Source organism: Nitrospirillum guaranorum, assembly GCF_034653275.1.
Classification (GTDB): Bacteria; Pseudomonadota; Alphaproteobacteria; order Azospirillales; family Azospirillaceae; genus Nitrospirillum.
The window spans coordinates 30,909-46,405 of record NZ_JAYEES010000003.1 but is presented as its reverse complement, the minus strand read 5'-3'; the positions used below and the strand labels follow the sequence as shown (position 1 = coordinate 46,405).

At 69.5% G+C, this 15,497-nt stretch carries 8 protein-coding genes; 7 read left to right on the top strand and 1 reads right to left on the bottom strand.

The annotated features are described in order from the left end of the window. Positions 1 to 551: 551 nt before the first annotated feature. A complete protein-coding gene (locus tag UAJ10_RS08990; protein WP_322915049.1) occupies positions 552 to 5,324 on the top strand; it encodes an alpha-2-macroglobulin family protein in 4,773 nt (1,590 codons plus the stop codon). A gap of 163 nt (positions 5,325 to 5,487) precedes the next feature. On the opposite strand, the gene UAJ10_RS08985 is transcribed toward UAJ10_RS08990, so the two are convergent. Further along, entirely contained in the window at positions 5,488 to 6,021 is a 534-nt protein-coding gene (locus tag UAJ10_RS08985; RefSeq protein ID WP_322915048.1) for a cold-shock protein, read from the bottom strand. Between the two features lie 546 nt (positions 6,022 to 6,567). Here UAJ10_RS08985 and UAJ10_RS08980 point away from each other — a divergent pair. The 6 genes from UAJ10_RS08980 (at position 6,568) to UAJ10_RS08955 (ending at position 15,432) form a co-directional block, all read left to right on the top strand. Continuing rightward, on the top strand, positions 6,568 to 8,283 hold the full coding sequence (locus UAJ10_RS08980) for a long-chain-fatty-acid--CoA ligase (protein WP_322915047.1): 1,716 nt from the start codon (positions 6,568 to 6,570) through the stop codon (positions 8,281 to 8,283). 89 nt (positions 8,284 to 8,372) lie between these two features. Beyond that, positions 8,373 to 9,287: a ribokinase gene (locus UAJ10_RS08975; RefSeq protein WP_322915046.1), complete on the top strand. Its 915-nt coding sequence runs from the start codon at positions 8,373 to 8,375 to the stop codon at positions 9,285 to 9,287. A gap of 166 nt (positions 9,288 to 9,453) precedes the next feature. After that, entirely contained in the window at positions 9,454 to 11,076 is a 1,623-nt protein-coding gene (locus UAJ10_RS08970) for a tetratricopeptide repeat protein (RefSeq protein WP_322915045.1), read from the top strand. Positions 11,077 to 11,373: 297 nt separating this feature from the next. Next, entirely contained in the window at positions 11,374 to 11,790 is a 417-nt protein-coding gene (locus UAJ10_RS08965) for a MerR family transcriptional regulator (RefSeq protein WP_322915044.1), read from the top strand. Between the two features lie 137 nt (positions 11,791 to 11,927). Continuing rightward, positions 11,928 to 13,064, top strand: a complete 1,137-nt coding sequence (locus UAJ10_RS08960; RefSeq protein ID WP_322915043.1) for a thiolase family protein — start codon at positions 11,928 to 11,930, stop codon at positions 13,062 to 13,064. A 25-nt stretch (positions 13,065 to 13,089) separates the two neighbouring features. Then, entirely contained in the window at positions 13,090 to 15,432 is a 2,343-nt protein-coding gene (locus UAJ10_RS08955; protein WP_322915042.1) for a 3-hydroxyacyl-CoA dehydrogenase/enoyl-CoA hydratase family protein, read from the top strand. The last annotated feature ends 65 nt before the right edge of the window (positions 15,433 to 15,497 follow it).

The following is a 15,497-nucleotide window of genomic DNA, read 5'->3' as shown; positions in this document are numbered from 1 at the left end:
AGGGGAAGTCCAGCGTTAAGCCGCCGGCCCGCGCGGGGCAAGAGGACAAGAGGAAAGGCCGGCCCGGCGTTTCGACCGAGGGAATAAGCCGGGGGTCAAAGGCGGTGCGGTGGCGCCCTATCGCCGTTTCATCCCGTTTCAGCGCCCGCTATGGCCTTTGGCCTACCGGGGCAAGGTCGAATGGCGGGCCGTACCGACAACGCGCCTGTTGCAATACCGTCCAAAACATCGTCCTCTGGCGCCCTGACTGGCCGGATGCCCATCTATACGGGCGCCGGTCCTCCTGGTTTCTTGCCGTTATTATCTATCGGGGTGGAGGCCCCGCTGCCCATGGTGCGTAGCTTCGCCGCGGCCCTCGCTTTGGCTGTCTTCCTGCCCGCCGCCGCCACAGCTTCCCCCAAGAGCGCGCGCCGGCGTCCCCGCCGACCGCCCCGGCCCAGCCGGCCAAGCCCGGCGCCGGCACACCCCCGGGCGCCCCCCCTGGGGCACCTCCCGCCGGGGCGACTCAGGCGCCGGCGGACACGGGCCCCTTCGGCCTGACCGGGCTGGAGGTGAATGCCGAGCGGGATGATCCGGAGGCCTGCTTCACCTTCAACCGTCCTCTGGCCAAGGCCCGCCCCGGCCTGCAGGATCCCTATGCCGGCAAGGTCGAGGTGCTGGCCAAGACAGCCGCCAGCGGCGCCGGCGCCGATCCCGGCACGCCCACGCAGAAGCCGGTGGTGGCGCGCGACCGAACCCTGTGCGTCCAGAAGCTGGAGCACGGCCACCACTACACCGTGACCCTGAAGGCCGGCCTGCCCGCCGCCGGCGGAACCGAGACCCTGTCCCAGCCGCAGACGCGCGAGATCGAGGTGCTGAACCGCCGGCCGGTGCTGTCCTTCCGCGGCGGCGGCTACATCCTGCCGCGCATCGGCCGTGACGGCCTGCCGTTGCGCACCATCAACGTGGACCGCGCCCGCCTGCAGGTGCTGCACATCAAGGACCGTTCCTTGGTGGAGCAGATTTATTACGGCCGCCTGAACCAGACGCTGAACGACCTGGACGTCGGCTCCCTGGTGGAAAAGAACGGGGAGCTGGTGTGGCGCGGTGAGATGGCCGTGGGCGCCAAGCGCAACCAGGCGCAGGTGACGCCCTTCCCCATCGATGCCGTCCTGGGCCAGCTGAAGCCGGGTGTCTACGTGGCGGTGGCGGAGGATGCCGGCGCCAAGACCGCCGGCTGGGAAGGGCGCGCCACCCAGTGGTTCATCGTCTCCGACCTGGGCCTGACCACCCTGTCGGGCAGCAACGGCCTGCTGGTCTACGTCCATTCCCTGCGTACGGCGACGCCGCTGGCGGGGGTGGAGGTGCGCGTGGCCGCCCGCGACAACAAGGAACTGGGCAAGAACCTGACCGGCGCCGACGGCGCCGCCCGCTTCGACCCGGCCTCCGGCGCCGCCAAGGGCCAGGCCCTGTTCGCCAGCACCAAGGACGGCGACTTCAGCTTCCTGGACCTGTCGGCCCCCGGCCTGGACCTGGCCGCGCGCGGCGCCGCCGGCCGGCCCTCCCCCGGGGCGCTGGATGCCTACGTCTTCGCCGAGCGCGGCATCTACCGCCCGGGCGAGACGGTGCACGTCACCGCCCTGCTGCGTGACGCCGCCGGCCTGGCGGTGGCGGGGCGTCCGCTGACCCTGAAGGTGCAGCGGCCCGACGGCCTGGAGATCGAGCGCTTCGCCCTGACCGACAGGGGCATGGGTGGTTTCGCCGCCACCGTGGACCTGCCCGGCAACGCCGCCACCGGCGCCTGGACGGTGACGGTCCATGCCGATCCCGACGGCCCGGCCGTGGGCGCCCTGCGCTTCCAGGTGGCCGACTTCGTGCCGCCGCGCGTGAACCTGGACCTGACCGCCGACCAGCCCCGCGTGGGGCCGGACGGCGCCTTGACGCTGGACATCACCGGCCGCACGCCCAGCGGCGCCCCGGCCGCCAATCTGGCCGGCACCCTGTCGGTGACCCTGCGCCCGGCGGCGGATCCCTTCCCCGACCTGAAGGGCCCCCAGTTCCAGGGTTATCGCTATGGCCTGGCGCAGGAGGACGCGACCCCGCGGCAGGAGACGCTGCCCGGCTTCGCCACCGACGCCAATGGCGTGGCCAGCGTGGCCGTGTCGCTGAAGGGCAAGCTGGACGGCTCCCGCCCGCTGGAGGCGGTGGTGCACGCCGCCCTGTTCGACGTGGGCGGCGGCACCACCGGCCACGACCTGGTGGTGCCGGTGGAACGCCATCCCTACACCATCGGCATCCGCCCCCGCTTCAACGACGACGCCGTGCCGGAAGGGGCGACCGCCGCCTTCGACGTCATCGCCGTGTCGCCGGACGGCAAGCAGCTGGACAAGGGCCAGCTGTCCTATGACCTCTATGAGGAACGCCTGGACTACGTCTGGTTCGAGGCCAACGGCAGTTGGGACTACAAGCCCCAGGTGCACGACCAGAAGGTGACGGGCGGCACGCTGGCGGCCAGCGCCAAGGCGCCGGCGGGCGTCGAGGTGCCCGTGTCCTCCGGCCGCTACCGGCTGGAGGTGTACGACCCGGCCACCGGCGTGGCGGGCAGCGTGCAATTCGCCGCCGGTTCCTGGGTCAGCGCCCGGCTGGGTGAGACGCCGGACGCGGTGGAGGTGACGGTGAAGGGCGCGGTGGGCGGGGGCCCGCTGGTGCCCGGGGCCAAGGCGGCCGTATTCGTGCGCCCGCCCTACCGCAGCACCGTGCTGATCACCCTGGCCGACCGCGCCGTGCGCCAGACCCTGACCCGCGAGATCGGGGCCGAGGGCGCCCTGGTGGAAATCCCGGTCGATACCGATATCGGCGGCGGCGCCTACGTCATCGCCAACGCCTTCGCCCCGGTGGAGGCCGGCCGACGCTCGCTGCCGCGCCGCGCCGTGGGCGTGGACTATCTGCCGGTCGCCATGGCCGGCCATACGCTGGCGCCCAAGGTGGACGGCCCCGCGGAGGCCAAGCCGCGCCAGACCGTGCACATCCCCATCCAGGTGCCGGGCGTGGCGGCGGGCCAGGGCGTGCACCTGGTGCTGGCCGCCGTCGACCAGGGCGTGCTGGACCTCACGGGTTACAAGACGCCCGATCCCGAGGCCTGGTTCTTTGGCCAGCGCCAACTGGGCGTGGACATCCATGATGTCTACGGCCGCCTGACGGCGCCCCACGGTGCCGCTGGAACCGCGCCGCCGGCGCCGGCCCCCACCTCCTCCGACGCCGTGCCGCCGCGCGGCGCCCCGGTGGTGGCGCTCTATTCCGGCATCCTGCCCGTGGGCAACGACGGCAAGGTGCAGGTGCCGCTGGCCCTGCCGGACTTCCAGGGCCACCTGCGCCTGATGGCCACCGTCTGGTCCGCCGGCGCCGTGGGCCATGCCGACCGGGTGTTGTCGGTGCGCGACCCGGTGCAGGCCGACATGGCGCTGCCCCGCTTCCTGGCGCCGGACGACACCGCCCGTCTCGCCCTGACCCTGAACAATGTCAGCGGCACGCGCGGCAGCTACACCGTCACCCTGCAGGCCGAGGGGCCGCTGTCCTTCCCCGTCGACACCGCGAACCGCGGCGTGGGCGCCAAGAAGCGCAAGGGCAAGGACGTGGTGCGGCCGGAACCCCGTGAGATCGTCGTCGTCTTCCACGGCTTGGCCAAGGGCGGCAAGGTCACCCTGAACCGCGTGGTGAAGGGGGTGGCCGTGGGCGCCGGGCGCCTGCTGATGACGGTCAAGGGGCCGGAGGGCGTGGTGCTGACCCGCGAGTTCGCCGTGCCGGTGCGGGGCAACCTGCCCGTGGTCACCCGGCACCAGACCGTGGACATCCGCCCCGCCACGACCGTCCAGGTTCCGGCCGAGTCGGCCCAGGGCCTACGCCCGGAGACGGCAGTGTCGGGCCTGGCGCTCAGCCCCCTGCCGGAGCTGGACGTCCCGGGCCTGCTGATGACCCTGGACCGCAACCCCTACGGCTCGTCGGAACAGATCGCCAGCCGCGCCCTGCCGCTGCTCTACCTGGGGGACGCCGGCAAGGCGCTGGGCCTTTACACCGACGCCACCTTACGGGACCGCATCGACCGCGCGATCGACAAGCTGCTGACTCTGGAACGGGCCGACGGCGGCTTCGCCCTGTGGTCGGCCGATGGCCCGGCGGAGCCCTGGCTGTCCGCCTATGTCATGGACGTGCTGACCCGGGCGCGCGACGCCGGCCATGCCGTGCCGGACGCGCCCTATCGCAAGGGCCTGGACTGGCTGGTGCGCAGCATCGGCAACAGCTGGGTGGAACCGGCGGATCTGCCGGCCCGCGCCTACGGCTTGGCCGTGGTGGCCAAGGCCAAGGCGGTAGACGCCACGCCGGTCCGCTATTTCTACGAAACCTTCTGGGACAAGCTGCCCACCCGCCTGGCCCGCGCCCACGTCGCGGCCGCGTTGGCCGCCGTGGGCCTGCCCCAGGCCCAGGACGCCTACAACCGCGTCGACGGCCTGCGCATCACCCTGCCTGGCATGCGCGACTTCGGTTCCGACTTGCGCGACCGGGCGGCCAGCCTGGCGCTGTTGGCGGAGGGCAACGCCCCGCTGGACCGCGTGACCGCCCAGGCCAAGGAAGTGCAGGGCCTGCTGCGTGAGCCGGCGCTGATCAGCAGCCAGGAACGCGCCTGGCTGCTGGTGGCCAGCCGCGGCCTGATGCAGCGGGCCGGGTCCATGACCCTGGGCCTGGCCGGCCAGGCGCCGGCCGAGACCCGTCCGCTGGTCCGCCGGCTGGAGATCGGTGGCCGCCCCCTGGCCGTCAACAATGGTGGCCAGGCGCCGATACAACGCACGGTTGCCGTTGCCGGCGTTCCCCTGGCGGAAGCACCGGCCCCGGCGAGCCCCAACGCGAATGGCCAGGGCTATACCATAGAACGACGCCTGCTGGACCTGAAGGGCCATCCGGTGGACCCGGCGCGCATCCACCAGAACGACCTGCTGGCCGTGGTGCTGTCCGGCAAGGTGGAGGGCACGGCGCCGACCCAGGTGCTGGTCAGCGACCCGGTGGCCGCCGGACTCGCCATCGAGACGGTGCGCATCGCCCGGGGCGGCCTGCCGCCGGAGTTGGCGGGCGCGGTGGGCGACCTCAGCGACGCCACCCATGTCGAGGCGCGGGAGGATCGCTACGTCGCCGCCGTGGACCTGCCGGTGGACCGCCGCGAATTCCGCCTGGTCTATCTCGTGCGGGCCGTCCTGCCCGGCACCTACTCCCTGGCGCCGTCGCAGGTGGAGGAATGGGCCTCCCCCAACCACCAGGCCACCAGCGCCGCCGGCAGCCTGACGATTGTCCCTTGATTGCAACCTCGGGCGGCGGGCGCGGGCATCCGCCCACCCGCCTGCCTGATCCTCGTCTTCCGGTTCGTGCCGCTCCCCGAAAACGTGGAATTGGGCAAAAAACAGCCCCGGAGGCCATGGCTTCCGGGGCTGTGATCTTTTCGGGGCGGGGGAGGGGCGGGCCTTAGGCCAGGGCCACCCAGACCGCTTCACGGCCCTTGGGCGCGTCGGCGATGCGCATTTGCACCCGTTGGCCTTCGTCCAGGTGGTCCATGCCGCAGCGGCGCAGGACGCTCTTGTGCACGAAGACGTCCTTGCCGCCGTCGTCGGCCAGGACGAAGCCGAAGCCCTTGTCGGCCTTGAACCATTTGACGGTGCCGTCGATTTCGATCTCCGACCCGGTCGGGACCCGGTCGCGGGTGCGGGGGGCGGGGCCGCCGCCGCGTTCCGGCGGTGCCGCGGTGCCCGTCACCTCCACGATGCGCAGCACTTGGGGCCCCTTGGGGCCCGCGCCGATGGTGCACAGCAGTTCCGTCCCCTCGGTGATGTCGGCCAAGCCGGCGCGGCTGATCACCGAGATGTGCAGGAAGGCGTCAGGCGTTCCATCCTCCAGGGCGACGAAGCCGAATCCCTTCGAGGTATTGAACCATTTAACCTGGGCCTTGGCCGGGAGACCCTCCTCCTGGCTGAAGGCGTCATACGATCCGAAGCGTGGCACGAGGCAGTACCTTCCCGATTGCGCCGGGTTCGCCCGAACGGGCGCCGGCCCGATGATCTCACCTCCCAACAACCGCCGTTCCGGGTGCGTCCGGTGCGTCCGGAACGGTCCCTGGTTTTCTTCAATGCGGCAGCTTAACCCGTCTTAATGGTAAACATAAACTCCTGGGGACCGCTACTGTAATGTGTGGGGAAATGTTGCGCTGCGGCAGGGGCTTCGTTCCTTTCATCCACAGGGCTTGGGCCTCCGGCTGGGGCCGGTTTCATGGCGGCGCCCAAATCCTGGCGGCAACTTGGGGTTGCCGGTCGCCGGCCCCTATAGGCGTGGCCCCGCACCCCTCCGCCGCACGAAACGCTTGAGTAGCGTCCGCGATGCAGGCACGTTACCGCCCTAGACCGGGGATGGATGCCCCGGCATATCGGTTGCCGATACGACCGCCGGGTATGCGTCCCTCGTCGCCAGGTCGGCACCCTGAGCTTCAAATCACGAATTGGAGCGGTGGCACCCCCATACCTGAGTGGGGGGCCGCCCCTGGGGAGAAAACGTATGATGGCCGACCCGGCCGTGAGTGCGGCGCACATTTGGGAACATAGCTATCCGACGGGCGTGGACTGGAACGCGCCCATACCGGTGAAGCCCCTGACGGACCTGTTCGACAGCTCCGCCGCGCGCTTCGCCGACCGGCCCTTCATCGATTTCCTGGGAAAACGTTACACCTATCGGCAGGGCGCCGACATGGTGGACCGGGTGGCGAAGGGGCTGCAGGCGCGGGGCGTGGGCCGGGGCAGCAACGTGGGCCTGTTCCTGCCCAACACCCCCTATTCCGTCTTCTGCTACTACGGCATCCTGAAGACCGGCGCCACGGTGGTGAACTTCAATCCGCTGTACGCGGAGCGCGAGCTCGTCAAGCAGATCAATGACTCCGAGGTGGAGATCATGATCACGGTCGACGTGCCGCAGTGTTATGACAAGCTGGTCCTGATGCTGGGCCAGACCTGCCTGAAGACCATCGTCACCGGCCGCATGGCCGACATCCTGCCCTTCACCAAAAGCCTGCTGTACCCGCTGGTGAAGCGGAAGGACATCGCCCATCCGCCGGCCGACGGCCATAACCTCAGCTTCCGCGCCCTGACGGCCAACGACGGGCGCTACGCCCCCGTGACCATCAACCCGGTCGAGGACGTGGCCGTGCTGCAGTACACCGGCGGCACCACCGGCGTGCCCAAGGGCGCCATGCTGACCCACGCCAACCTGACCGCCAACACGGTGCAGTCGGCGCTGTGGTTCTACCAGGGCCGGCCGGGGCAGGAACGCATGCTGGGCGTGCTGCCCCTGTTCCATGTCTTCGCCATGACGGGCGTCATGAACCTGTCGATCTACCTGGGCGCGGAGATGATCCTGCTGCCCCGGTTCGAGATCGAGCAGGTTCTGGACACCATCGACAAGAAGAAGCCGACGCAGTTCCCGGCGGTGCCCACCATCTACACCGCCATCAACAACTACAAGGACCGGGCCAAGTACGACCTGTCCTCGCTGGCCTTCAGCATTTCCGGCGGCGCGCCGCTGCCGCTGGATGTCTGCCAGACCTTCGAGGGCCACACAGGCTGCAAGCTGGTGGAAGGCTACGGCCTGTCCGAGTCGTCGCCCGTGGCCACGGTCAATCCCATCGACGGGCCGGTGGGCGGCAAGGTCAAGGTGGGCTCCATCGGCCTGCCCGTGCCCGGCACCGTCATCGAGATCATCGATGTGGAGGACGGCAAGACCCCGGTCGCCCAGGGCCAACGGGGCGAGGTCTGCATCAGTGGCCCGCAGGTCATGAAGGGCTACTGGAAGCGCCCGGATGAGACGGCGCTGACCCTGCGCAACGGCCGCCTGCACACCGGCGACGTCGGTTACATGGATGAGGACGGCTACATCTACATCGTCGACCGCATCAAGGACATGATCCTGGCCGGCGGCTACAACGTCTATCCCCGCAACGTGGAAGAGGCGATCTATCTGCACCCGGCGGTGAACGAGTGCATCGTGCTGGGCGTGCCCGATCCCTACCGCGGCCAGACGGTGAAGGCCTACATCAAGCTGACCGAGGGCCACACCCTGACGCAGGCGGAGCTGTGCGACTTCCTGCGCGACAAGCTGTCGGCCATCGAGCTGCCCAAGCAGGTGGAGTTCCGCACCGAGCTGCCGAAGACCATGATCGGCAAGCTGTCGCGCAAGGCCCTGCTGGACGAGTTGGAGGCGCAGAAGGCCAAGGCCTCCTGACACCGCCGCGTTTGATTTTGTAGACTGGATCGGCGGCGGTGCCCTGCATCGCCGCCGATCTTTTTCCACCCCCGTGATCAGGTTCACTTATGCCCAAAGTCGTCGTCGCCGGCAGCATCAACACCGATGTGCTCACCACCATGCAGCGCGCGCCACGCCCGGGGGAGACGGTCAGCGGTGACACCGTGGCCTTCGGCCGGGGCGGCAAGGGCCTGAACCAGGCCGTGGCCGCCGCCCGGCAGGGTGTGGACGTGGCTTTCATCGGCCGTGTGGGGCGTGACGCCTTCGGCGACCAGGCGCTGGCCTTCCTGCAGGCCAATGGCGTGGGCACCCTCGGCGTCGCCCGGACGGACACCGCCACCGGCACCGCCATCGTCATGGTGGACGCTCATGCGGAGAACAGCATCGTCGTCATCCCCGCCGCCAATGGCGAGGTGGCGCCGGCCGACCTGGACGCCGTCGCCCTCCAGGCGGGCGACATCCTGGTCAGCCAGTTCGAAATTCCCCGGGCCACCATCGCCGATTTCTTCCGCCGGGGCCGCGCGGTCGGCGCCACCACCATCCTCAACGCCGCCCCGGCGCTGGACGACGCGCCCGACAGCCTGTGGGCCGACGTCGACATCCTGGTGGTGAACGAGACGGAACTGGGCCACTTCGCCGGCGTGGACTTGGCCGGCGACGCGCCGGAGGATCAGGTGGCCGCCGCCGCCCGCCGCCTGATGCGCCGCCCGGGCCAGACCGTGGTGGCCACCCTGGGTGTGCGCGGCGCGCTGGCGGTCACGGCGGATGACCAGGTCATCGTTCCCGGCCGCAGCGTCAAGGCGGTGGACACCACCGGTGCCGGCGACTGCTTCGTGGGCTCCCTGGCCGCCCGCCTGGCCCTGGGCGACACGCTGCCCCAGGCCATGCGCCACGCCAACGTCGCGGCCAGCATCGCCGTGACGCGGGTGGGGGCGGGCGACGCCATGCCCACCGCCGACGAGGTGCTGGCCCTGTTGGTCTAAACCTACCCGGCAAGCTTTGCCCGGCGGCGGTTCGGGACCACCGCCACCGGGCAAGTTCCTTGCAATCCTGTGTGGAAATCCAAGGCCTTCGGGGGCATGCCCAAGTGGCACACCCCTTGCTCTCCTCCCCGCGCAAAGACGCGACCTAGCCCCCGAGGAGGAGTGGATGTCCTTCGTCCAGGATTGTGTGGACCTGTCCCGCCAGCATCTGATGGCCGGTTTCCTGGCGGAAGCCGAGATGAGTTGCCGCACCGCGCTGGCGACCAACCCCGTCCATGCCGAGGCCACCCACCTGCTGGGCGTCATCGCGCTGAAGGCCAACCGGCCGATCGAGGCCAACGACCTGTTTGAGCGGGCCATCGAGCTGGATGGCGAGAACTTCCAATATCACAACAGCCGTGGCGTCCTGCTGTACGGCTGCCGCCAGTTCGAGATGGCGGAGGTCTGCTTCCGCACCGCCGTCACCCTCAACCCCGATGACGCCATCAGCCAGAACAACCTGGGCAACGCCTTGCGCGCCCTGGGCCGCCTGGCCGAGGCGGAGGCCCGCTTCCGCGAGGCGGTGGAGATCAACCCCCGCTATGCCGAGGCGCACAACAACCTGGGCAACACCCTGCGTGAGCTGGGCAACCTGGAGGAGGCGGAGTTCTGCCTGCGCCACTCCCTGGGTCTGCTGCCCGACAATCTCGACGCGCTGTACAACCTCGGCACCCTGCTGCTCTACACCGGCCGGCTGGACGAGGCCGGCGGCCTGTTCGCCCAGGTGCTGGCCGCCGACAGCAGCCGGTATGAGGCCGCGATCTGCCTGGCCCAGGTGTTCCAGGGCCAGGACCGCACGGAGGACGCCGTCGCCCTGCTGACCGGCGTGCAGACCCGCCTGCCGGAAAACCAGGCGGTGCAGTACGCCCTGCAGCTGCTGCGCAGCACGCAGGTGCCGGCCTGGCACATCCCCCGCCTGAACGACCACGAGCGCAACGACGCCTATGAGGCCGCCCTGCTGCGCGCCATCCGCCCGGGCGACCTGGTGCTGGAACTGGGCGCCGGTTCCGCCCTGGTCAGCATGATGGCGGCCCGCGCCGGTGCCGCCCGCGTGGTGGCGTCCGAGCCGCTGGCCGCGCTGGCCACCGTGGCGCGCGAGACCGTGGCCCTGAACGGCTACGCCGACCGCGTCACCATCGTGGCCAAGAAGCCCCAGGATCTGAAGCTGGGCGTGGATCTGCCGCGCCCGGCCGACGTGCTGGTGTCCGACATCGTCAACGTCGGCATGCTGGCGCCCGACATGCTGGCCATCCTGGACCATGCCCGCCGCAACCTGGCCCGCCCCGGCGCCCGCGTCATCCCCGCCGCCGCCACCGTCTGGGCCCAGCTGATCCAGGCCGACGACCTGCGCAACGTCAGCCCGATCCGCAGCGTCAGCGGTTTCGACATGAGCCGTTTCGACCAGTTCCGCGCCCCGGGCTACCAGCAGATCGACCTGGCCGCCGACACCCACCAGATGCTGTCCGATCCGTTCCCGGCCTGGTTCTTCGACTTCCGCGTCAGCATGCCGGACAGCGACCTGAAAAGCCTGACCATCCAGGCGACCAAGCCGGGCCTGGTCCAGGGTGTCGCCTTCTGGTTCGACCTGCACATGGACGAGGAGGTGGTCTACAGCTCCCGCTCCGCCGCCCGTACCAACCACTGGAAGCAGGCGGTCTACTTCTTCGGCCATGACTTCCCGGTGGCCCAGGGCCAGCCCATGCTGCTGGGCACCGGCTACGACCGGACGCAGATACACTTTTTCATCTGACCCACTGGCGCCGGCAGGCCTATCCGGGCCTTTGGCTATCCTCGCTGCGCCCTGCGGTGCTCGCTACGGCGGCCGCAGTCTACGGATACTTTCCTGGTTGGGCGGAGGGACCAGCGGATGCTGGCGCCCGGCGCTTGATGGCGTGATTTATGAAGCCAACCATTACCCCGAACGGGTGAAGTTGAAAGTTGATTCAGGCGATTGACATCGGCCGCCTCTCACTTTACGTTTACGTAAACGTAAGGCGCCGTCCCTCCACTGAAAGAGAGGAGTTCGGCTAGCCCAGGGAGAGGACAGATGCCCGATGGAGCGCCCGTGACGGCGGTGGAAGAAACCTACACCATCAGTCAACTGGCCGAGGCGTTCGAGCTGACGCCCCGCACCATCCGCTATTACGAGGACGAAGGCCTGCTGGCCCCGCGCCGCGAGGGGCAGCAGCGGGTTTATACCCACCGCGACTGGGCGCGCCTGAAGCTGATCATGCGCGGCAAGCGCCTGGGCTTCACCATCGCCGGCATCAAGGACTTCCTCGACCTCTATGAGGTGGGCGACGCCCAGGTGCCGCAGATGCGTTTCTTGCTGAGCAGCGCCCGCGACCGCATCGCCACCCTGGAACAGCAGCTGCGCGACGTGCAGCAGACCCTGGTCGACCTGAAGGAGATCGAGGGCCTGGTGGTCGATCACCTGGCTCGCAAGGGCGCCCTGGACGTCTGAAAAGACGGCCGCCGCCTTCCCACATTCATTCACGCCGTACCGGGGACGCATCCCGGTCCGGCCTTTCCCGCGTCATCCCCCATCCGGCGCCCGCCAAATGAGGCGCCGCCCCGTTTGCCAAGGCGAGGAACACACCAATGACTAAAGCCGTTATCGCCGGTTACGCCCGGTCCCCGTTCACGCTGGCCAACAAGGGCGACCTGGTGAAGGTCCGCCCCGACGATCTGGCCGCGACGGTGGTCAAGGCGCTGGTCGAGCGCACGGGCGTGAACACCGCCGATCTGGAAGATCTGATCGTCGGCTGCGCCTTCCCGGAAGGGGAGCAGGGCTTCAACGTCGCCAAGCTGATCGGCATGATCGCCGGCCTGCCCCAGGCGGTTGCGGGCACCACCGTGAACCGCTTCTGCGGCTCCTCCATGCAGTCCATCCACATGGCGGCGGGCGCCATCGCCCTGGGCGCCGGCAAGGCCTTCATCGCCGCCGGTGTCGAGAGCATGACCCGCATCCCCATGGGCGGCTTCAACCCCATGCCCAACGCGGCCCTGCACGCCGCCAACCCCGGCGCCTACATGGCCATGGGCATCACGGCGGAGAACCTGGCCAAGAAGTTCGGCTTCAGCCGCGCCGACCAGGAGGCCTACGCCGTCGCCTCGCACCAGAAGGCCGCCGCCGCGCAGGCCGCTGGCCGCCTGGCCGATGAGATCGTCGGCATCGACGTGAAGGGCAAGCTGGTGGACAAGGACGGCTGCATCCGTCCGGAGACCACCGCCGAGGGCCTGGCCGGCCTGAAGCTGGCCTTCGACCAGGAGGGCACCGTCACCGCCGGCACCTCCAGCCCGCTGACCGACGGCGCGTCGGCCACGCTGGTGACCAGCGAGGAATACGCCAAGGCCCACGGCCTGCCCATCCTGGCCCGTATCCGCTCCGTCGCCGTGTCCGGCTGCGACGCCACCATCATGGGCTACGGCCCGGTGCCGGCCTCGCGCAAGGCGCTGGAGCGCGCCGGCCTGACGGTGAAAGACATCGACATCGTCGAAAGCAACGAGGCCTTCGCCGTGCAGTCCATGACCGTGGCGCGCGAGTTGGGCTTCGACCCCGCCAAGGTGAACCTGGACGGCGGCGCCATCGCCCTGGGCCACCCGCTGGGCGCCACCGGCGCCCGCATCACCGGCAAGGCCGCCAGCCTGCTGAAGCGCGAAGGCAAGCAGTTCGCGCTGGCCACGCAGTGCATCGGCGGCGGCCAGGGCATCGCCACCGTCCTGGAAGCGGTCTGATCGGCCCCGGTTGAGGAGAGACCCCATGGAAATCAAAAGCGCCGCCGTCATCGGCGCCGGGGTGATGGGCAGCGGCATCGCGGCCCACATCGCCAACGCGGGCATTCCCGTCTTCCTGCTGGACATCGTTCCCCAGGCGGTGAAGGACAATGGCGGTGACCGCAGCGTCGTCGCCAAGGGGGCGGTCGAAAAGCTGCTGAAGACGGAACCCGCCGCCTTCATGCACAAGGACGCCGCCCGCCTGGTGACCCCGGGCAACACGGAAGACGACCTGGAGAAGCTGAAGGACGTCGACTGGATCATCGAGGCGGTGATCGAGAACAAGGACATCAAGCACGCGCTGTACCGCCGCCTGGACGCGGTGCGCAAGCCGGGCTCGGTCGTCAGCTCCAACACCTCCACCATCCCGCTGGAGATCCTGCTGGAAGGCGCCAGCGACCAGTTCGCCGCCGACTTCATGATCACCCACTTCTTCAATCCGCCGCGTTATATGCGGTTGCTGGAGATCGTGGCGGGCCCCAAGACCCGCAAGGATGCCGTCGACATCATCCGCCAGGTGTGTGACGTGCGCTTGGGCAAGGGCGTCGTGCACTGCAAGGACACCCCCGGCTTCATCGCCAACCGCATCGGCACCTACTGGTTCCAGGCGGCGGTGAACGCGGCCGAGGATCTGGGCCTGACGGTGGAGGAGACGGACCTCATCACCGGCAAGCCCATGGGCCTGCCCAAGACCGGCACCTTCGGCCTCTTGGACCTGGTCGGCATCGACCTGGGGCCGCACATCGCCAAGAGCCTCCTGTCCACCCTGCCGGCGCAGGACGACTACCGCCGCGTCTATCGTGAGAATCCGCTGCAGGCGAAGATGATCGCGGAGGGCTACACCGGCCGTAAGGGCAAGGGCGGCTTCTACCGCCAGACCAAGACGCCGGACGGCAAGCGGGTGCGCGAGACCATCGACCTGAAGACCGGCGCCTACCGCCCGACCGTGAAGGCCGAGCTGGCGTCGGCCAAGGAGCGCAGCCTGAAGGGCCTGGTGACCCACAGCGACAAGGGCGGCCAGTACGCCTGGAAGGTGCTGAGCCAGGCGCTGGCCTACGCCGCCAGCCTGGTGCCGGAGATCGCCGACACCATCCTGGACGTCGATGCCGCCATGCGCCTCGGCTACAACTGGAAGCAGGGCCCGTTCGAGATGATCGACGCCCTGGGCACGGCCTGGTTCGCCGAGAAGCTGACCGAGGCCGGCCTGCCGGTGCCGGCCCTGGTGACGCTGGCCGCCGGGCGCCCCTTCTACAAGGTGGAGGACGGCCGCCTGCACTACCTGACCACGCAGGGCGAGTACGCCGTGGTGGAACGGCCCGAGGGCGTGCTGCTGCTGTCGGACGTCAAGCGGGCGTCGAAGCCCGTGGCCAAGACAGCGTCGGCGGCCCTGTGGGATATCGGCGACGGCGTGCTGTGCCTGGAATTCACCGGCAAGATGAACGCCCTGGACGACCAGGTGATGGCGCTCTACCGCAAGGCCATTGAGATCATCGGCGACGGCAAGTCCGGGGCCTACAAGGCGCTGGTCATCCACAACGAGGGCGACAACTTCTCCGTCGGCGCCAACCTGGGCCTGGCCCTGTTCGCGCTGAACATCGCCCTGTGGCCGCAGATCGAGCAGGCGACCGCCGAAGGCCAGCAGACCTACAAGGCGCTGAAGTACGCGCCCTTCCCGGTGGTGGGCGCGCCCTCGGGCATGGCCCTGGGCGGCGGCTGCGAGATCCTGCTGCACTGCGACGCGGTGCAGGCGCACGCCGAAAGCTACATCGGCCTGGTCGAGGTCGGCGTCGGCCTGGTCCCCGGCTGGGGCGGCTGCAAGGAAATGCTGTTCCGCCACACCTACAACAAGAAGCGCCCGGGCGGCCCCATGCCCCCCATCGCCAAGGCCTTCGAGTACATCAGCACGGCCAAGGTGGCGAAGTCGGCGTTCGAGGCGAAGGAGATGCTGATCCTGCGCCCGACCGACGGCATCACCATGAACCGCGACCGGCTGCTGGCCGACGCCAAGGCCAAGGCCCTGGAACTGGCCAAGGACTACACGGCGCCGGAGCCGCTGGAAATCCGCCTGCCCGGTCCCGGCGCCCGCACGGCGCTGGAAATGGCGGTGGACGGCTTCCACAGCCAGGGCAAGGCCACCGACCACGACGTGGTGGTGTCCGGCGAACTGGCCTGGGTGCTGAGCGGTGGCGACACCGACATCACCACCGTGCTGACCGAGGACGACCTGCTGGATCTGGAGCGCGAGGCCTTCATGCGCCTGGTGCGCACGCCCGGCACCATCGACCGCATCGACCACATGCTGTCCACCGGCAAGCCGCTGCGCAACTGACGTTCTCATGGGGGCCGGGGCGGGCGATCGCCCCGGCGTCTTCCCCCAGAACCCTTGGAATTCAA

What these genes read in the sequence shown, in the direction of transcription:
- UAJ10_RS08960 (WP_322915043.1), top strand. Translation starts at nt 11,928, where the DNA reads ATGACTAAAGCCGTTATCGCCGGTTACGCCCGGTCCCCGTTCACGCTG.
- UAJ10_RS08955 (WP_322915042.1), top strand. Translation starts at nt 13,090, where the DNA reads ATGGAAATCAAAAGCGCCGCCGTCATCGGCGCCGGGGTGATGGGCAGC.
- UAJ10_RS08980 (WP_322915047.1), top strand. Translation starts at nt 6,568, where the DNA reads ATGATGGCCGACCCGGCCGTGAGTGCGGCGCACATTTGGGAACATAGC.
- UAJ10_RS08975 (WP_322915046.1), top strand. Translation starts at nt 8,373, where the DNA reads ATGCCCAAAGTCGTCGTCGCCGGCAGCATCAACACCGATGTGCTCACC.
- UAJ10_RS08970 (WP_322915045.1), top strand. Translation starts at nt 9,454, where the DNA reads ATGTCCTTCGTCCAGGATTGTGTGGACCTGTCCCGCCAGCATCTGATG.
- UAJ10_RS08965 (WP_322915044.1), top strand. Translation starts at nt 11,374, where the DNA reads ATGCCCGATGGAGCGCCCGTGACGGCGGTGGAAGAAACCTACACCATC.